The organism is Serratia sp. TSA_7 (assembly GCF_052692135.1).
Window position 1 is genome coordinate 65,479 of record NZ_JBQZFU010000008.1, and the last position, 19,393, is coordinate 84,871.

Consider the following 19,393-nt stretch of genomic DNA (forward strand, 5'->3'; position numbering starts at 1 on the left):
TTCATATACCACATTCGAGGTATATGAAGGTGCACTTGATTTGCATCAATAAATTGCCCGTGGGGAGGCATAAGGTAAGCCTAGGAAATCAGAATTTTGAGGCAATAATGAGCAGAGTCAAACTTGCTGTCATCGGGAATGGCATGGTCGGCCACCGGTTTATCGAAGATCTGCTGGAAAAAGCGGACAAAGACCAGTTTGAGATCACCGTGTTTTGTGAAGAACCGCGCATCGCCTATGACCGTGTGCACCTGTCTTCTTATTTCGCCCACCATACTGCCGAAGAACTTTCGCTGGTACGCGAAGGCTTTTACGAAAAACAGGGGGTGAAGGTATTGGTTGGCGAGCGCGCCATTACCATCAACCGCAGTGAGAAGGTCATTCACTCCAATACCGGCCGCACCCTTTACTACGACAAGCTGATCATGGCCACCGGCTCCTACCCGTGGATCCCGCCGATTAAAGGCTCGGAAAGCCAGGATTGCTTCGTCTACCGCACCATTGAAGATCTGAACGCCATCGAAGCCTGCGCACGCCGCAGCAAACGCGGTGCGGTGGTTGGCGGCGGCCTGCTGGGGCTGGAAGCCGCCGGTGCGCTGAAAAGCCTGGGCGTCGAAACCCACGTCATTGAATTCGCCCCAATGCTGATGGCCGAACAGCTCGATCCTATGGGCGGCGATCAGTTGCGCCGCAAGATCGAACGCATGGGCGTCAAAGTGCATACCGGTAAAAATACGAAAGAGATCGTCAACGGCGGGGAACAGGCGCGCAAAACCATGCAGTTCGCCGACGGCACCGAGCTGGAAGTGGACTTTATCGTGTTTTCAACCGGTATCCGCGCCCAGGACAAGCTGGCTCACCAGTGTGGTCTGGCGACCGCCCGCCGTGGCGGTATCGTAATTAACGACAGTTGCCAAACCTCCGATCCGGACGTTTACGCCATCGGCGAGTGCGCCTCCTGGCATGAGCGCACCTTCGGTCTGGTGGCGCCGGGCTATAAAATGGCGCAGGTCACGGCCGATCATCTGCTGGGCCGTGAAAATGCCTTCCAGGGTGCCGACATGAGCGCCAAGCTGAAGCTGCTGGGCGTAGACGTTGGCGGCATTGGCGATGCCCACGGTCGCACTGAAGGCGCGCGCAGCTACGTTTATCTGGATGAAAGCAAAGAAGTCTATAAGCGCATCATCGTCAGCGCCGACAATAAAACCCTGCTCGGCGCCGTGTTGGTGGGCGATACCAGCGACTACGGCAATTTGTTGCAACTGACGCTGAACGCCATTGAACTGCCGGAAAACCCGGACGGCTTGATCCTGCCGGCGCACGCGGGCAGCAAACCGGCCATCGGGGTGGATTCCCTGCCGGACACCGCGCAAATCTGCTCTTGCTTCGACGTCACCAAGGGCGACATCGTCAAGGCGGTCGGCATGGGCTGCCACACCGTCGCGGCGATAAAATCGGAAACCAAGGCCGGTACCGGCTGCGGCGGCTGTATTCCGCTGATCACCCAGGTGCTGAACGCCGAGCTGAGCAAACAGGGCATCGAGGTTAACCACCATCTGTGCGAACACTTTGCCTATTCGCGCCAGGAGCTGTACCACCTGATCCGCGTTGAAGGCATCAAGTCCTTCGACGCACTGCTGGCCAAATACGGCAAAGGTTACGGTTGTGAAGTCTGTAAACCGACCGTCGGCTCGCTGCTGGCTTCCTGCTGGAATGAATTCGTGCTCAAACCGCAGCACACGCCGCTGCAGGACACCAACGACAACTTCCTCGGCAATATCCAGAAAGACGGCACTTATTCGGTGATCCCACGCTCCGCCGGCGGTGAAATTACGCCGGACGGGCTGATGGCGGTCGGCCAGATTGCCAAGGAATACAATCTGTATACCAAGATGACCGGTTCTCAGCGCATCGGCATGTTCGGTGCGCAGAAAGACGACCTGCCGGCTATCTGGAGCAAGCTGATTGCCGCCGGTTTTGAAACCGGCCATGCCTACGCCAAGGCGTTGCGCATGTCGAAAACCTGTGTCGGCAGCACCTGGTGTCGCTTTGGCGTGGGTGACAGCGTCGGGTTTGGCGTCAAACTGGAACACCGCTACAAAGGCATCCGCACGCCACACAAAATGAAGTTCGGGGTTTCCGGCTGTACCCGCGAATGCGCTGAAGCGCAGGGCAAGGACGTCGGCATCATCGCCACCGAGAACGGCTGGAACCTGTACGTATGCGGTAACGGCGGCATGAAACCTCGCCACGCCGACCTGCTGGCGGCGGATCTCGACAGCGCTACGCTGGAACGCTATCTGGACCGTTTCATGATGTTCTACATCCGCACCGCCGATAAGCTGCAACGCACCTCGGTGTGGCTGGAGAGCCTTGAAGGCGGCATCGATTATCTGCGCAAGGTGATCATTGACGACAAACTGGGCATCAACGATCAGTTGGAAACCGAAATCGCCCGCCTGCGCGATGCGGTTATCTGCGAGTGGAAAGAAGCCGTCGAAGATCCGCAGGCCCAGGTCCGTTTCGCCCACTTTATCAACAGCAGCCTGCGCGATCCTAACGTACAGATCGTCGCCGAGCGCGAACAGCATCGGCCGGCGCGCCCGGATGAACGCATTCCCGTCACCCTGCTGGACGCAGAGGAGAGCAACGTATGAGCCAGTGGATCACCCTTTGCCCCGTCACTGATATCCTGCCCGGCACCGGCGTGTGCGCCCTGATCGGCGAACAGCAGGTGGCGGTATTCCGCCCCCATGCCGATGAGCAGGTCTTCGCTATCAGCAATATCGATCCCTTCGCCCAGGCCAGCGTGCTGTCACGTGGCCTGATCGCCGAACATCAGGGGGAACTGTGGGTCGCCAGCCCGCTGAAAAAACAGCATTTCCGCCTGCACGACGGCTACTGCCTGGAAGACGGCAGCCGCTCAGTTGCGCATTTCACCAGCCGCGTAGTCGATGGCATGGTGCAGGTCGCGGCCTGACATTTTCATTTTAACCTCAGGGGAAGCAGCATGTTCACCGATACCATCAACAAATGCGCCGCCAACGCGGCGCGCATCGTCAGGCTGTCGAAATACAGCCCGCTGGGCTTTTGGATCAGCTCGGCGATGGCCGGGGCTTACGTCGGCCTCGGCATCATTTTGATCTTCACCCTTGGCAATCTGGTCGATCCGTCCCTTCGGCCATTAGTGATGGGCGCCACCTTCGGCATCGCGCTGACGCTGGTGATCATCGCCGGTTCCGAGCTGTTTACCGGCCATACAATGTTCCTGACGCTGGGCGTCAAAGCCGGTACCATCCGCCAGAGCCAGATGTGGGCAGTCCTGCCGCAAACCTGGTTGGGCAACTTGCTGGGGTCGGTGCTGGTGGCGCTGATGTATTACTACGGCGGCGGCAGCCTGCTGCCGGTGGACACCAGCCTGATACATACTGCCGCGCTGGCGAAAACCACCGCCCCCGCCGAGGTGCTGTTCTTCAAAGGCGTACTGTGCAACTGGCTGGTTTGCCTGGCGATTTGGATGGCGATTCGCGTCGAGGGCGCCGCCAAGTTCATCGCCATCTGGTGGTGCCTGCTGGCCTTTATCGCCTCCGGCTACGAACACTCCGTCGCCAACATGACGCTGTTCGCCCTGTCCTGGTTCGGCCATCACAGCGAAGCCTACACGCTGAGCGGGATCGGCCATAACCTGTTGTGGGTGACGCTGGGCAATATCCTGTCCGGCTCGGTCCTGATGGGCCTGGGTTACTGGTACGCCACCCCGCGTGCCGAACGTCCGCAGGCCGAGAAAACCGCAGCGCGCCAGGCTGCATAATATTTCGGGGCGCACTGCGCCCCCGTTGCCAATTGCTCGAGGTTTGCCGATGGATTACCTGCCGATTTTCTGCCAACTGCAACACAAAGCCTGCCTGCTGGTCGGCGGCGGCGAGGTCGCCGAACGCAAGGCGCGCCTGCTGCTGGACGCCGGCGCGTTGCTGACCGTCAACGCCTGCGCATTCAGCCCCCAGTTCCACGAGTGGGCGGCCCTTGGCCGGGTTACGTTGGTGGAAGGGGAATTCAGCGCGGCATTGCTGGCGGAAAAATGGCTGGTCATCGCCGCAACCGATCGGCTCGAAGTCAACGCGCTGGTCTATCAGTGCGCCAACCAGCAACGGGTATTCTGCAACGTTGTCGACGATCCCAAACGCGCCAGTTTTATCATGCCGTCGATTATCGATCGCTCGCCGATCATGGTCGCGGTGTCCTCCGGCGGCAAGGCGCCGGTGCTGGCGCGGCTGCTGCGTGAAAAGCTGGAAGCCGTATTGCCGCAGCATCTTGGCAAGCTGGCGCAACTGGGCGGCTCATTGCGCCAACGGGTGAAACGGCACTTTACCGGTGCAGGTGCCCGCCGTCGTTTTTGGGAGAAGTTGTTTGCCCATGACCGGCTGGCGCAGTCGCTGGCCAATGATGACCAGGCGCTGGCGCAACGGCAGATCGAACAGTTGTTCGACTGCCCTGCGGAGGAGTCCGGCGAAGTGGTGCTGGTGGGCGCAGGGCCGGGGGACGCCGGCTTGCTGACGCTCAAGGGTTTGCAACAGATCCAGCAGGCCGACGTGGTGGTTTACGATCGGCTGGTGTCCGACGAGATCATGACGCTGGTGCGCCGCGATGCCGAGCGTATCTTCGTCGGCAAACGCGCGGGCCATCATTGCGTACCGCAGGAGCAGATCAACCGCATCCTGCTGGAGCAAGCGCAACAGGGTAAACGCGTTGTGCGGCTGAAAGGCGGTGACCCGTTTATTTTCGGCCGCGGCGGCGAAGAGCTGGAAACGCTGGCCGATGCCAATATCCCGTTCTCGGTGGTGCCGGGCATTACCGCCGCTTCCGGTTGTTCTGCCTACAGCGGCATTCCCCTCACCCATCGCGATCATGCGCAGAGCGTGCGGCTGGTGACCGGCCACGCCAAGAGCGGCGGCGGGTTGGACTGGACGACGCTGGCCGCCGGGCAGCAAACGCTGGTGTTTTACATGGGCCTGACGCAGGCCGCGGACATCCAGCGCCAGCTGATTGCCCACGGCATGCCCGCGAGCACGCCGGTGGCGCTGGTGGAAAACGGCACTTCATGCCGTCAGCGGGTGATCGAAGGCGAGCTGAATCAACTGGGGGCGCTGGCCCAACAGGCTGCCAGCCCGAGCCTGATTATCGTCGGCAGCGTGGTGAGCCTGCGCAGCAAGCTGAACTGGTTCGCCAGCCAGGAAACGCCGCAAAAGCTGGCTCAAATGGCCTGATACCGACGTAAAAAAAGCGGCTCATGGCCGCTTTTCTCTCTGCGTAAAGCATTACGGCTGCGATACGAAGCCTACTGCCTGATAAACCTTCGCCAGCGTTTCCTGAGCACGCGCGCGCGCCTTGGCCGCACCGTCGCGCATGACCTGCTGCAGCAAGGCCTCGTCATTGCGGAAGTTGTGATAACGCTCCTGCAACTCACCCAGCATACCGGATACCGCGTCGGCAACCGCGCCTTTCAGGTGGCCGTACATCTGGCCTTCAAATTCGGCTTCCAACTGAGCGATGCTTTTGCCGGTCACACCCGAGAGAATATCCAGCAGGTTGGACACGCCCGGCTTGTTCGCCACGTCGTAACGAATCACCGGCGGCTCTTCGGAGTCGGTCATCGCGCGCTTGATTTTCTTGGCCACCGCTTTCGGATCTTCCAACAGGCCGATCACGTTATTACGGTTATCGTCCGACTTGGACATCTTCTTGGTCGGATCCTGCAACGACATCACGCGCGCGCCAGACTTGGGAATGAACGGCTCAGGCACCTTGAACACATCGCCATACAGCGCGTTGAAACGCTGGCCGATGTCACGGCTCAATTCCAGATGCTGCTTCTGGTCTTCGCCGACCGGCACCTGGTTGGTCTGATACAGCAGAATGTCCGCCGCCATCAGCACCGGGTAGCTGAACAGACCGGCATTGATGTTTTCCGCATAGCGCGCGGATTTGTCTTTGAACTGGGTCATGCGGCTCAGCTCGCCGAAATAGGTGTAGCAGTTCAGCACCCAGCTCAGTTGAGTGTGTTCCGGCACGTGCGACTGCACAAAGATGGTGCTCTTTTGCGGATCGATGCCGCAGGCCAGGTACAGCGCCAGCGTATCCAGCGTAGCCTTGCGCAGTTTTTCCGCGTCCTGACGTACGGTGATGGCGTGCAGATCGACGATGCAGTAGATGCAGTCGTAATCGTCCTGCAGCTTAACCCACTGACGCAGCGCACCCATGTAGTTGCCAATGCTCAGTTCACCGGACGGCTGCGCGCCGCTAAATACGATGGGCTTACTCATGTTTAAATTTCCTGATTCTCTAAAGATGACAGCCCAAGAGAGGGCAACAAATCGGCAAAGCGCTCCAACACGCGGTCGGGATGGCTCAGGGCAATAGCCTCGCCGTAGTTATAACCGTAGGTCAGCGCAGCGCTTGGGCAACCCGCCCCCTGTGCCGCCTGAATATCGTTGCGCGAATCGCCGACGAACAACAACTCATTGGCGCGCAGACCAAGCTTGCCGAGCACCAGATACAGCGGCGCCGGATGCGGTTTCTTTTCCACCACGTCGTCACCGCCGATGATCAGCGAGAAATAATCGATAATGCCCAACGCGGTCAGTAACGGCGCAACAAACGGCGTCGGTTTGTTGGTCACCAGCGCCATCGGATAACCCTGTGCGGCCAGGCGGGCCAGCGTTTCTTTCACCTGTGGGAACAGGCGGCTGCCGCTGTCGACGGTTTGCGCGTAGAAGTGATCGAAGCGCTCACGCAACTGACTGTTGTGTTCCGGCGTGGCTTCCACTTCAGCCCAACGCAGCGCACGCTGCACCAGCACGTCGGCGCCATTGCCAATCCAGGTCCCCACGCGGGCTTCGCCGGCCTGCGGCAGGCCCATTTCGGCCAGCGCCAGATCGATGGCTGCCGCCAACCCCGGTGCGCTGTCTACCAGCGTGCCGTCGAGATCGAAGGCCAGAGCGCGGATCGCGCTGAAATCAGCCATGAGTCACTTTCGCCAGTTCGCTGCGCATTTCGTCGATCACCTTGCGGTAATCCGGCTTGCCGAAGATCGCTGAACCGGCGACAAACATGTCCGCGCCCGCCGCCGCAATCTCGGCGATATTGTCTACTTTCACGCCGCCATCGACTTCCAGACGGATATCACGGCCACTGTCGTCAATCAGCTTGCGCACCTGGCGCAGCTTATCCAGCGTACCGTGGATAAACGACTGGCCGCCAAAGCCCGGGTTGACCGACATCAGCAGGATCACGTCGACTTTATCCATGACGTAATCCAGGTAGCTCAACGGCGTCGCCGGGTTGAATACCAGGCCGGCCTTGCAGCCGTGCTCTTTAATCAGTTGAATGGTGCGATCGACGTGTTCGGAGGCTTCCGGATGGAAAGAGATATAATTGGCGCCCGCCGCAGCGAAATCCGGGACGATGCGATCGACCGGCTTCACCATCAGATGCACGTCAATCGGCGCGGTGATGCCATAGTCGCGCAGCGCCTGGCAAACCATCGGCCCGATGGTCAGATTGGGAACGTAGTGGTTATCCATCACGTCGAAGTGCACCACGTCGCCGCCTGCGGCCAGCACGTTAGCGGTATCTTCACCTAACCGGGCAAAATCTGCCGACAGAATGGACGGGGCTATTAAAAACTTTTTCATCCGCAATCTCCAAACGTAGGGTTCGAATTGTTATACCCTTCGCGTTTCAAGCCGCAGCGTGGTTGGCTGCACCTGAAATCCGCCGGGCATATACGCCGGGGCGTACCCCGGTTTAACGATAGAGCGCCAAAAGCTCGTTCACTTTACTGCGACCAAGAATATTACGGCTGATGGTGCGGCGCGCTTTCACCACGTACAACGCGGCATGCTGGTACCAGTCACGCGTCAGCTCGGTGTCATGGTTGGAAATCAATACCGGCACCTGGCTTTCCACAGAAAGCTGATGCGCCATTAACGCCAGGCTTTGCTGATCGGCAATGCTGAAGCTGTTGGTGTGGTAAGCGGTAAAATTCGCCGTCGCCGATAATGGCGCATACGGCGGATCGCAATATATCACCGTCCCGCGCTCGGCTTTTGCCATGGTATCGCGGTAATGCTCGCAGACAAAAGTGGCGTTGCGGGATTTTTCAGCGAACCAGTACAGCTCTTCTTCCGGGAAGTACGGTTTCTTGTAACGTCCGAACGGGACGTTGAACTCTCCACGCAGATTATACCGGCACAGGCCGTTATAACAGTGGCGGTTCAGATAGAGAAACAGCAGCGCGCGGCGATAAGCATCGGCACTGGTATTAAACTCTTCGCGCAGCAGGTAAAAGCGATCCGATTGATTGAACTCATCGGTGAAAAGAAGGCGGGCATCGCGCACGAAATCATCCGTACGCAGCTTAACGATGTTATACAGGTTGATAAGATCGCTGTTGATGTCGGCGAGAATATAGGCGTCGTACTCCGTGTTCAGGAAGACTGAACCCGCACCCACGAAGGGTTCGATTAAGCAGTCGCCCGCCGGCAGATGACGACGAATCTCGTCAACCAGCGGGTATTTTCCACCAGCCCATTTTAAAAAAGCGCGGTTTTTCTTCATGCCGTCAGTTAGCTACTTATACAATTCAGAGCGGCGGATTGTACTCTGTTTCAGACAGCACATCAGCGCACAAATTTAAATGATTATACCCTTCATCTTTCAAGCTGCAGCAATGTCGACTGCGTGCAGTTATTTGGCCTGTCCATGAGCCTACCCCTCTCGGAGCCACCGCAGGGGGCGGGCAAATCTGCTCACGGCACACTTGCCCCCCATCACCGTAGGGGCAAAAATCTTCGCCCCGCTTACTACGGCCGCAGCATCTACATCCCTACAATGCATGAAATCCATGCCCTGACTGCAGCTTGAAATCTATTGGGTTACTTTTTCAGGTCCTGCTGAACCTGACGTACAGGCTTGGCCCACGGTTTTTTCGCCTGAACATCCGCCGGCAGCGTCGCGATTGCGCGCTTGGCTTCAGCCGCAGAAGCGTAATTACCGCTCACCAGCACATACCATGCTTTACCGTCACGCTGGGTCGCGTACACCTGATAATTCTGCAGTTTCTGCTGCTTGGCGTAGGCGTTCAACGTATCGGAACGCGAAGCGCTGCTCAACTGCAGGGTATAGTGGCTGGCCGGGGCAGACTGCAGCGAACTGCCGCTGCCGCTAACAACGCCCGCCTTGGCACTCGTCGTGTCCGCTTTGGCGCTCGTCGTGCCCGTTTTGCTGCTTGCCGCTCCCGGTTTAGCGGAAGGAGCCGGGGTATACACCGTGGTTGGCGCTTTATGCTGCTGCGTCGTCGCCGGTTTACTGACGGTTTTTGCCGGTGTCTTATGTTGCTGTGACCCAGAGCCCTGAACCGGGCGCGTTGCTTCTTTAGCCACGGTAGCGGCGGCGCCGTTCATCAGGGTGGCCGGAGCCGTAGGCAGCGTTGAAGCCGGGCCACTCATGCCCTGCGTCGCCGCATCAACCTGGCCCTGCTGGGCGGATAACGCATCCGACATATTGCCCGGCAGATCGACACGCTGCTGCGCGCCATCCTGCACCGGCTGCGGTTGCGCTTCTGTCGGAGTGCTGGAGATCGGTGGAACGCTGACGTTTTGCGGCTGTTGCGCGGAAGTGCTGCTCACGCCGTTATTGTCATTGGTATCGGTCGTGCCGCCTGGAACACCGGTATTGCCGGTGGTCAGCGACGAAGAACCGGACAGGTTGATGTCTTTGGCCGCGCCGTTTTGCGCGCCTTCCTGTGCCGCTTCATGCTTGGTAGGCGCCTTCAACGCCGAGCCGATACCGACAATCAGCAACAGCAGCACCAGAATACCGATGCCAATCATCAAGTGCTGACGCGAAACGGCAAAGCGTGGTCCCGGAGCCGGTTTACGCGAACGTGCAGGGCGACGATCGCTGCTATCAGGTCTGAGATCGTCTTCCGGTTTAAACTCATCCATCTGAAACCCTCCAACTAGAGGCAAAAGCCCACCACCGTAGACCTACCGTGGTACGAGCAGATTAACCCGATGATGGCAAAGCGACATCAGTCATGCTTTGCACATTATTAATATAGATGTAAACAGCGGCTAAGCCACTGTTACTTCGTCCGATTTACTCAGGCGTTCCGTTCAGGCAAGCAAGCCGCGATAGAAGCAAGCACCACATCATGCCCGACTCCGCCACGAACTTCCGCCTGACCAATGGCCGTCGGCAGTACCAGACGCAGTTCGCCGGCCAACACTTTCTTGTCGCGCATCATGTGCGGCAAATAAGATTCCGGCGCCATTTCCTGCGGCCCGCACACCGGTAAACCCGCGCGCAACAACAGTGTTTTAATGCGTTCAATATCCTCGGCGGAGAACTGGCCGAGACGATGCGCGGTTTCCGCCGCCATCATCATGCCGGCGGCAACGGCTTCGCCGTGCAGCCATACACCATAGCCCATTTCTGCTTCAATCGCATGGCCATAAGTATGGCCCAGATTCAGCAGCGCGCGCAGACCGCTTTCGCGTTCATCAGCGGCAACCACCTCGGCCTTCAGTTCACAGCAACGGCGGATACAATAGCCCAGGGCATTCATATCCAGCGCAACCAAAGCATCGATGTTGTTTTCCAGCCAGACGAAGAAATCACTGTCGAGAATGATCCCGTACTTGATCACTTCAGCCAGACCAGAGGAGAGCTCACGCGCCGGTAAGGTTTTCAGGCAGTCCAGATCAACCACCACTGAAGCAGGCTGATAGAATGCGCCGATCATGTTTTTACCGAGCGGATGATTGACGGCGGTTTTGCCGCCAACGGAAGAGTCCACCTGCGAAAGCAAGGTGGTAGGAACCTGAATAAAGCGGACACCGCGCTGATAGCAAGCCGCGGCAAAACCGGTAAGATCGCCCACCACGCCGCCGCCGAGCGCGATCAATGTGGTATCGCGACCGTGAGGCTTTTGCAGCAGCGCCGAGAACACCTGCTCAAGCACGGCAAGGGATTTATACTGTTCGCCATCAGGCAAAATCACCTGATCCACCATTACGCCCGCCTGCTCAAGCACCTTCCGGACCCGGTCCAGATAGAGCGGCGCCAAGGTCTGGTTGGTGACCAGCATGACCTGTTCACCCGCCTTTAGCGGCATAAAAGAAGCCGGATCGTTAAACAATCCGGCGGCTATGGTAATCGGGTAGCTGCGCTCCCCAAGCGTTACGGTAATTCTCTCCATGTCGCGCTCAGTTCTCAATGTGTGGTTTATCCCCGCTGTTGCGGGGAACACAATCAGTCTTTCCGCATTTGCCGTGGCGAACACGGAAACCGCAATCAGTTGCTTTCCAGCATATTGATAATCTGGTTGGCAACCACTTTAGCGCTTTGATCGTCGGTGCGGATGGTGACATCTGCAATTTCTTCGTATAACGGATTGCGCTCTTTCGCCAACGCTTCCAGCACTTCGCGCGGAGGAGAATCAACCTGCAACAACGGACGCTTTTTGTCGCGCTGAGTGCGGGCCAACTGCTTCTCGATGGTGGTTTCCAAATAAACCACGACACCACGCGCCGACAGACGGTTACGCGTTTCACGCGATTTAACCGAACCACCGCCGGTAGCCAGCACAATCCCTTGCTTTTCCGTCAGTTCATTAATGACTTTTTCTTCACGATCGCGGAAACCTTCTTCACCTTCCACGTCGAATACCCAGCCCACGTCAGCTCCGGTACGTCGCTCAATTTCTTGATCGGAGTCGAAGAACTCCATATTGAGTTGCTGAGCTAACTGACGGCCAATAGTGCTTTTGCCGGCACCCATAGGCCCAACCAGAAAGATATTGCGTTTCTCTGCCATGTTTTTGGTATTACTAAGACTATTCGTTAATGTTAACCCGCCCCGCCAATCAAATCAGCGGCGGGACCTAAACTGAAACCTCATGAGCGATAGTGCGAGATCAGACGGAAAATTATCTCAACACTCTTGGTAGTTTGGCAACCGAATAAATCGCAATCCACGCCGCAGGAGGGAAACCATACGTTTTTAACGGCGTCTTGGCGTTAACAAAAAACCTCGGTGCTCAATTCGGTAACCCTTGTAAGCTAAATCGGCCGCAGCGTCAAACGCAGATGCCCCCAAGGTGAGAAAAAAGTGCATCTGCTCATCAACTTTAGGTGATTTCCACCGAACCTGACAGCTTGCTGCTCATGCCTTAATCAATGTCGGAGTAATGAATATCACCAGCTCGCGTCGTTTATGCTGTTTGGTGCTCTGTTTGAACAAGGAACCCAGCAGAGGAATGTCCCCGAGCCCCGGTACCTTGTCCGCCCCCTGAGCGCTCTGGCGCTGAAATACGCCGCCCAATACAATGGTTTCACCGTCTTTCACCGTCACCTGGGTTTTGATCTCCTGCTTATCGATCGCCAGCGCCTCGCCATCCGCCCGGCTGATGGAACGCCCGGGCATGTTCTGGCTGATTTGCAGCGTCAGCGTAATGCGGCCGTTCGGCAAAATTTTCGGCGTCACCTCCATGCCCAATACAGCCTCCTTGAACTCCATCGATGTCGCCCCGCTGCTGCCGCTCTTCACCTCATACGGAATTTCCGTACCCTGCTTAATGCTGGCGGTTTGCTGATGCGCGGTCAGCAAGCGCGGGCTGGCGATGATTTCAACCCGGTTCTCCTGCTCCAGTGCCATTAGCTCCAGATCCAGCAGCCGTCCGCCGATGCGCGCCAGGTGGAAACCGGCGCTGACCGCGCTGCGTTCCAGCGGCAAGCTCACGTTAAAATCCCCCATCCGCAATGGCTTTGCAGCACCTTCATCCGGGGCCAAGCCCCAACGCACGCCGAGCTCGCGCAAACTTTCACTGTTAATGGTGACAATATGCGCCGCCAGCTGTACCTGCGCCAACGGCGCATCCATTTCCGCAATGCGCTTGGTTAATAACGCCACGATTGGGGCCGTATCGCGTATCAGCAGCGCGTTAGTGCGTTTATCCGCCACCACGCTGCCGCGCTCGCTCAGCAAAATACTGCCCTGGGCATTCAGATTTTCGGCAATCTCAACCGCATCGGCATGATTTAACGTCAGGGTTACGCTTTCCAGCGGCTGTTTTTGCGCCAAAGCCAACTGTTGCCGTTGTTTCTCCTGTTCATCCGGTTCGGGAAACACCATCATGACGTTGCCTTCCAGCGTCATCGACAGCTTTCCCATACGCAGGATCACCGCCAGCGCTTGCTGCCAGGACACGTTATCCAACCGCAACGTCAGGTTGCCGCCCACGCCAGTCGCGGTGACCACATTGAGTTGCTGATAATCCGCCAGCGCCTGCAATACCAGGGTTACCGGCGCGTCCTGAAACGCCATCGATATCGGTTCCTTGTTCTGTGTCGCCATGCCGGAGGCAGCAATACCCCACAGCACCGCGCCCAGCCAAATGCCTCCTTTCATTTTTTTTCTTCCTTATGGTTTCCCAATGTCAGCACCAGGGTATTGTCAGCCGCCGGACAAGCCGGATCTTCAGGACCCGCTTTCAACACCAGCCGCCCCTCAAATACCTGTTCCACTCGCCAGCGCCCCCCCAGCAGGCTTTGCCGAGACGCTAAACGCAGCCACTGCCCTGCGGGCGTGACCACCCAGGCATGGCGCGACGCTGCCTGCCCGACGGTCCCCTTCAAAAGCCAGTTTGCCGGCGATTCTCTCTGCGTCAGGCAGTCAGACACGGGTGGCGGCATAAAGGGATTGCGCGGTTGCGCCATCAACGCCCACGGCAGCAACAGCCACCAAACCCCATAACCTTTATTCATCCGCATTTACCGGAGCGGCGTCTGCCGGCGCGTCGTGTAAAACGAAGTGCACCGTCAGATCGTCAGCCTGTGCTTCAAGGGTTATTTGATCGAGGCGAAATGCGGGAGGCAACGCCTCCAGCAGCCGCAATAAACCGCCGTAATGAATGTTCAGGCTCAGGGTTTGACGCTGCGATTTCTCCTGCTGCTGCCAGCGTTGCACTGCAGCGCCCGCCAACGGCAGCACTTGCGCCAAATCGCCATGGGCGACGGGCTTGAGCGCGTTCTGCTGCAGGCGAAGATTAATCTCCTCCAACGTTGGCATCTGGGCCAACTGCTGTCTTAACGGCTCAATCTGCTCAATCAGACGCTGTTGCTCCGCCAATGTGCGCTCCCGCTGCTGCCATTTCCCGTGCAGAAAAAGCATGCCGAGCAGCAAAGCCAGGCAGCCCAACACCATCCCCTGCGCAACCAGCAGCTTCCAACCCGGCAGGTTCAGCCAGTGCCTTGTCCAGAGTGGCAACGGCTTATCCATTCAGCCCCCATTGCGCCATCAGAGTGAATGAGAACAGGCCATCCTGGCGCTGTGCCACGTCCGCCAACCGGCAGCGCTGCAATAGCGGCAGTGCCGCCAATTGCCGCTCAAACTGGACGACAGCCCCATATCGGCGGCTGAGGCCCCGCAGCGTGATATGTTGTGCGTTGCTTTCCAACGAGGTAAGCCACATCGGCGCTGGAAGAATGACCGCGAACTGCTGTAACAGCTGCAGATAACGCCGGTTGTGCGCCTGGTTCTTCTTCTGCTGATCCGCTTGCGCGGTTAAGCGAGCCAAACGCGCCATCGCCTGCTGGAGTTGCTGATAGTGTTCCGCCAACGCCGCCTGTTGCCGGGACAGCGTCGACAAAGCCTCATGCCGCTGTGTTTGTTGATGACTCATCAGGGCAAAAACAACCGCCATTGCCGCCAGCATCAACGCCAGTTGCAAGACGAAAATTCGTAACCAGAAGGCACAGCGGCGGCGCTGGGCCAGCCTGCGCCAGGGCAGAAGGTTGACCTGATACATCAGTTATCCCCGCTGCGCAGCGCCAGCCCCCCGGCCAACACAAATGCCCCCGGCAATCGGGGTAACGGGGGCCGCAATTGGTTGAACGCGCTGAACGGTGACCATGGCAAACACCCCTGAGGAGGCGGCTCGTCCACCACGCTGCTGTAATAAATCGGCCGCTCACCGATTGACGGGCAGGCTGCATGCATCGCCGCCAACGCCTGGCTTGCCTCGCCCTCCGGCAAAATGCCATAGGCAAAGGCCGCGCGGCGCGGGGCGGTCCACAGCCACTCCCGATCGAGGCGGTGCAGCAAACCGGCTTCAGCCGGTACGCCTGCGGCAAATGCCATCATGTGCAAGGCACAAGGAGTGATGTCGACCACCTGCGGCCGTAAATTGGCCTGACGCAAACAATGCAGCCACTGCTGCAACTCTTGCTGGCGCGCGGCGGTGAGCAACAAAGCGGCAGAGTCAGGCGGAGATTGGCGGTAGTCCAGCGCCAATGTCTGGCTATCCAGCGGGAACTGCTTCAGGCCATGACGGGTAATATAATCACCGCGCGCCGGCTCTTTCAGCCGGGCATCCGGCATCGGCATCAGATGCTGCAAAACTCGCTGGGCAGGCAAAGCAATGCGTAAGCAAATATGTCTTGGCAACTGGACCCGCCATTGCCGCAGTGCGTGAGTCAGCACCTCGGGTTGTTCGAGACACCCCTCGCGCAGCACCGCTTGCGGCAGCGTTTGCTGCCACCAGTGACGCAGTTGCCAACCGTTGCGGCGGCGCTGTGCCGCCAGGGCGCAAATGCGGTTACTTTGTATATCCAGCCCCACCTGCCATGCTTGAGATAACATATTTCGCCCGACCTCCATATCGTCAGATGATAAAAGAACATATCCATGTTGCAGGCTTGCCTTTATACTACCGCGCGGTTGTTTATAAACTGCCCAAATGACATGAAAATGGGAAATCTCAGGTGAAGTTCGTAAAGTATTTACTAATCCTTGCAGTGTGTTGCATCGTGTTGGGGGCAGCCTCGATTTTTGGCTTGTACAAATATGTCGAGCCGCAGCTGCCTGACGTTGCAACGCTGAAAGACGTACGGCTGCAGATACCGATGCAGGTTTACAGCGCCGATGGCGAACTGATCGCCCAATACGGCGAAAAACGTCGTATTCCGCTGAAGCTGAACCAAATTCCGCCGGTCATGGTGCATGCGTTTATCGCCACCGAAGACAGCCGTTTCTATGAACATCACGGCGTCGATCCGGTCGGTATCTTCCGTGCCGCCTCTATTGCACTGGTCTCCGGCCATGCGTCACAGGGGGCGAGTACCATTACCCAACAGTTGGCGAGAAACTTCTTTTTAAGCCCGGAACGCACCCTGATGCGCAAGATCAAGGAAGCCTTCCTGGCGGTACGCATCGAACAGATGCTGACCAAAGACGAAATCCTCGAGCTGTATCTGAACAAGATCTACCTGGGTTACCGCGCTTACGGCGTAGGCGCTGCAGCGCAGGTCTACTTCGGCAAGGACGTCGGCCAACTGACCTTGAGCGAAATGGCGACCATCGCCGGCTTGCCTAAGGCGCCATCAACCTTCAACCCGCTTTACTCGCACGATCGCGCCGTGGCTCGCCGCAATGTGGTGCTGTCGCGCATGCTGGATGAGCATTACATCACCCAGGCTCAGTACGATCAGGCCCGTAGCGAAGATCTGGTGGCCAACTACCATGCGCCGGAAATCAACTTCTCCGCACCCTATCTCTCCGAGATGGTGCGTCAGGAGATGATCAAGCGTTACGGTGAGAACGCCTATACCGACGGTTACAAGGTCTATACCACCGTCACCAAAAAGCTGCAGTTGGCGGCGCAGGAGTCGGTACGCAACAACGTGCTGGCGTATGACATGCGTCACGGCTACCGCGGCCCGTCCAACGTGCTGTGGAAAGTGGGTGAGGCGGCCTGGGATCAAAAACAGATCGTCGATTCACTGAAAAACCTGCCGAATTATGGCCCGCTGGCGCCTGCGGTGATTACCAAAGCGACCGCCGATGAAGCGACGGCCATGCTGGCCGATGGCAGCAATGTTGCCTTGCCACTGGCCACCATGCGCTGGGCGCGGCCGTTCAAGTCCGATACGCAGCAAGGCCCAACGCCAAAACGCGTGACCGACGTGGTGCAGGCCGGCCAGCAGGTGTGGGTACGCAAGGTGAACGAAAGCTGGTGGCTGTCGCAGGTGCCGGACGTCAACTCGGCGTTGGTGTCGATCAACCCGAATGATGGCGCCGTGAAAGCGTTGGTCGGCGGGTTTGACTTCAATCAGAGCAAGTTCAACCGCGTTACCCAGGCGCTGCGTCAGGTCGGCTCCAACATCAAGCCGTTCCTGTACACCGCGGCGATGGACAAAGGCCTGACCCTGGCCACTATCCTGAACGATCTGCCGGTCACCCGCTGGGACGCCGGTGCCGGTACTGACTGGCGGCCGAAGAACTCACCGCCAACCTACGACGGCCCTATTCGCCTGCGTCAGGGGTTGGGACAGTCGAAGAACGTAGTGATGGTGCGCGCCATGCGTGCAATGGGTGTCGACTACGCGGCGGAATATCTGCAACGTTTCGGTTTCCCGGCGCAAAACATCGTGCACACCGAATCGCTGGCGCTGGGTTCGGCTTCGTTCACCCCAATGCAACTGGTGCGCGGTTATGCGGTACTGGCGAACGGCGGTTATCTGGTCGACCCGTATTTCATCACCAAAATCGAAGATGAAACCGGCAATACCGTGTTTGAAACCAGACCCAAAGTGGTCTGCGACAGCTGCAATCTGCCGGTGATTTATGGCGATACCCATCGTTCCGCCGTGCTTTCCGACGATAACGTCGAAAACGTCGCGACGTCGCAGGAAGGTGGTAACGGTAACGTACCGATGCCGCAACTGGAACAGGTTACGCCGGCTCAGGTTCAGCAGGATGGCGATCAGCAGTATGCGCCGCATGTCATCAGTACCCAGTTGGCGTTCCTGATGCACGATGCGCTGAACAGCAACATCTTTGGCGAACCGGGTTGGATGGGGACCGCCTGGCGCGCCGGACGCGATTTGAAGCGGCATGATATCGGCGGCAAAACCGGGACTACCAACAGTTCAAAAGACGCCTGGTTCTCCGGCTATGGCCCCGATACCGTCACGTCGGTATGGATTGGTTTCGATGATCATCGCCGCGACCTCGGCCGTGCAACGGCTTCCGGCGCCATCGAAGATCAAATCTCCGGCGGTGAAGGCGGTGCGAAGAGCGCGCAACCGGCATGGGATGATTTTATGAAGGTCGCGCTGGAAGGCATTCCGGAGCAAAAGGTCACCCCACCGCCGGGTATTATCAGCGTCACCATCGACAAAAGCAGCGGCAAGCTTTCCGGCGGCGGCGGCGGCAGTCGCTCTGAATACTTTATCGAAGGTACTCAGCCGACAAGCTACCCGACGCGGGATACCGGCACTACGTTGACGGACCCCGGCGGCGAAAGCCACGAACTGTTCTAATAGAGAAGGGCCAGAGAAATCTGGCCCTTTTTTTATCGAGAAGATAGGGGATTGATGCCTAACGCGAGCCGCGCAGAAATGCCTCGGTGAGGAACAGCGCACTGACATTGCGCGCCTCGCGGAAATCCGGCTCCGCCAGCAATGACATCATGTCGGCTATCGGCCAACGCACCTGCGGCAACGGCTCAGGCTCGTCACCTTCCAGGCTCTGCAGATAGAGATCGTTCGCCAGCACGATATTCATTTTGCTGGAAAAATAGGACGGCGCCATGGTCAGTTGGCTGAGGAAATCGAAGCGTTTGGCGCCAAAACCCACCTCTTCCATCAGTTCGCGGTTGGCCGCCTCCAGCACGCCTTCACCCGGGTCGATCAACCCTTTGGGGAAACCCAGCTCGTAAGATTCGGTGCCCACCGCATATTCGCGAATCAGCAACAGGTCGTCGCCAATCACCGGGACAATCATAACGGCTTCCCTTTCCGAAGGCCGCATCCGCTCATACACCCGCCGTACACCGTTACTGAACTCCAGATCGACCGACTCAACGTTAAATAAACGCGAACGTGCGACCGTTTCCACTTTCAGAATTTTAGGTTTTTGCAGGTGTTTATCCATGATTGCCTCAAATGAGTTATCCGGCGGTGCGCCACAGCATCAGAGATGATGACGCGGATACCCAGAATAATGATTGGCGTGGCGCAGATGCGCTCAAACGCTGACCAAATTCGATCTTGATCACATTGTGCGTTAATGAGAACCTTTGTCGCAACGAGCACAAGCTGTAATTTACTTTTTTTTAACAAACCTAGCCAGCTACCCGCCGATTTTCTGTACCCATTCAGCAAAAAGAGAGCATTAAAATAGGATAATGCCGATATCGACTGCCCCCCCCGGTTGCTATCATCGCGTAGAGGAGACACGGCAACTGAGCAGATATATTGCATCGATAAATGAGATCGCGACAGAAAATCTGTTCCTCCCTCATTGTTCTAAGTGCCTGCCGGCCGTTTAC

The 19,393-nt window shown here is 57.9% G+C and carries 18 protein-coding genes; 5 read left to right on the forward strand and 13 right to left on the reverse strand.

Features of this window, described 5'->3' with window-relative positions; all coding sequences use genetic code 11:
- Window positions 1-107 precede the first annotated feature (107 nt).
- From nirB to cysG, 4 genes are read left to right on the forward strand one after another with little or no spacing between them, the layout of a single operon-like run.
- A complete protein-coding gene (nirB, locus tag ACUTQW_RS20695; protein WP_004951294.1) occupies window positions 108-2,657 on the forward strand; it encodes a nitrite reductase large subunit NirB in 2,550 nt (849 codons plus the stop codon).
- On the forward strand, window positions 2,654-2,980 hold the full coding sequence (nirD, locus tag ACUTQW_RS20700) for a nitrite reductase small subunit NirD (protein WP_004951296.1): 327 nt from the start codon (window positions 2,654-2,656) through the stop codon (window positions 2,978-2,980). The genes nirB and nirD overlap by 4 nt, the downstream gene beginning before the upstream one ends.
- Window positions 2,981-3,010: 30 nt before the next feature.
- Window positions 3,011-3,811: a nitrite transporter NirC gene (nirC, locus tag ACUTQW_RS20705; RefSeq protein WP_020439921.1), complete on the forward strand. Its 801-nt coding sequence runs from the start codon at window positions 3,011-3,013 to the stop codon at window positions 3,809-3,811.
- 49 nt (window positions 3,812-3,860) lie between these two features.
- A complete protein-coding gene (gene cysG, locus ACUTQW_RS20710) occupies window positions 3,861-5,264 on the forward strand; it encodes a siroheme synthase CysG (protein WP_445654960.1) in 1,404 nt (467 codons plus the stop codon).
- 51 nt (window positions 5,265-5,315) lie between these two features.
- On the opposite strand, the gene trpS is transcribed toward cysG, so the two are convergent.
- The 12 genes from trpS to pilM form a co-directional block, all read right to left on the reverse strand.
- Window positions 5,316-6,320 carry a tryptophan--tRNA ligase gene (trpS, locus tag ACUTQW_RS20715; RefSeq protein WP_004951301.1) on the reverse strand — a complete coding sequence of 335 codons (1,005 nt, stop codon included), beginning with the start codon at window positions 6,318-6,320 and terminating at the stop codon, window positions 5,316-5,318.
- 2 nt (window positions 6,321-6,322) lie between these two features.
- On the reverse strand, window positions 6,323-7,021 hold the full coding sequence (locus tag ACUTQW_RS20720; protein ID WP_004951303.1) for a phosphoglycolate phosphatase: 699 nt from the start codon (window positions 7,019-7,021) through the stop codon (window positions 6,323-6,325).
- Window positions 7,014-7,691 (reverse strand): ribulose-phosphate 3-epimerase, encoded by a 678-nt coding sequence (rpe, locus tag ACUTQW_RS20725; protein ID WP_004951304.1) that lies wholly within the window; start codon window positions 7,689-7,691, stop codon window positions 7,014-7,016. The genes ACUTQW_RS20720 and rpe overlap by 8 nt, the downstream gene beginning before the upstream one ends.
- Window positions 7,692-7,803: 112 nt before the next feature.
- Entirely contained in the window at window positions 7,804-8,616 is an 813-nt protein-coding gene (dam, locus tag ACUTQW_RS20730; protein ID WP_004951307.1) for an adenine-specific DNA-methyltransferase, read from the reverse strand.
- A gap of 317 nt (window positions 8,617-8,933) precedes the next feature.
- Complete coding sequence (locus ACUTQW_RS20735) at window positions 8,934-10,004, reverse strand: SPOR domain-containing protein (protein ID WP_004951310.1); 1,071 nt, start codon at window positions 10,002-10,004, stop codon at window positions 8,934-8,936.
- Between the two features lie 158 nt (window positions 10,005-10,162).
- Window positions 10,163-11,260 (reverse strand): 3-dehydroquinate synthase, encoded by a 1,098-nt coding sequence (aroB, locus tag ACUTQW_RS20740; RefSeq protein WP_004951314.1) that lies wholly within the window; start codon window positions 11,258-11,260, stop codon window positions 10,163-10,165.
- Between the two features lie 95 nt (window positions 11,261-11,355).
- Window positions 11,356-11,877, reverse strand: a complete 522-nt coding sequence (gene aroK, locus ACUTQW_RS20745) for a shikimate kinase AroK (protein WP_004391482.1) — start codon at window positions 11,875-11,877, stop codon at window positions 11,356-11,358.
- 348 nt (window positions 11,878-12,225) lie between these two features.
- Complete coding sequence (hofQ, locus tag ACUTQW_RS20750; protein ID WP_006328531.1) at window positions 12,226-13,470, reverse strand: DNA uptake porin HofQ; 1,245 nt, start codon at window positions 13,468-13,470, stop codon at window positions 12,226-12,228.
- Window positions 13,467-13,826: a DNA utilization family protein gene (locus ACUTQW_RS20755; protein WP_006328532.1), complete on the reverse strand. Its 360-nt coding sequence runs from the start codon at window positions 13,824-13,826 to the stop codon at window positions 13,467-13,469. The genes hofQ and ACUTQW_RS20755 overlap by 4 nt, the downstream gene beginning before the upstream one ends.
- Window positions 13,819-14,340, reverse strand: coding sequence for a hypothetical protein (locus ACUTQW_RS20760; RefSeq protein WP_006328533.1), 522 nt, complete (start codon window positions 14,338-14,340; stop codon window positions 13,819-13,821). The genes ACUTQW_RS20755 and ACUTQW_RS20760 overlap by 8 nt, the downstream gene beginning before the upstream one ends.
- Entirely contained in the window at window positions 14,333-14,869 is a 537-nt protein-coding gene (locus ACUTQW_RS20765) for a PilN domain-containing protein (protein WP_037433765.1), read from the reverse strand. Before ACUTQW_RS20765 ends, ACUTQW_RS20760 begins: the two co-directional genes overlap by 8 nt.
- Entirely contained in the window at window positions 14,869-15,702 is an 834-nt protein-coding gene (pilM, locus tag ACUTQW_RS20770) for a pilus assembly protein PilM (protein ID WP_006328536.1), read from the reverse strand. Before pilM ends, ACUTQW_RS20765 begins: the two co-directional genes overlap by 1 nt.
- 122 nt (window positions 15,703-15,824) lie before the next feature.
- Here pilM and mrcA point away from each other — a divergent pair, with 122 nt between their 5' ends.
- A complete protein-coding gene (gene mrcA, locus ACUTQW_RS20775; protein ID WP_004951333.1) occupies window positions 15,825-18,383 on the forward strand; it encodes a peptidoglycan glycosyltransferase/peptidoglycan DD-transpeptidase MrcA in 2,559 nt (852 codons plus the stop codon).
- A gap of 58 nt (window positions 18,384-18,441) precedes the next feature.
- Here the strand turns inward: mrcA and nudE are convergent, their stop codons facing one another.
- Window positions 18,442-18,996 carry an ADP compounds hydrolase NudE gene (nudE, locus tag ACUTQW_RS20780; RefSeq protein ID WP_004951335.1) on the reverse strand — a complete coding sequence of 185 codons (555 nt, stop codon included), beginning with the start codon at window positions 18,994-18,996 and terminating at the stop codon, window positions 18,442-18,444.
- Window positions 18,997-19,393 lie beyond the last annotated feature (397 nt).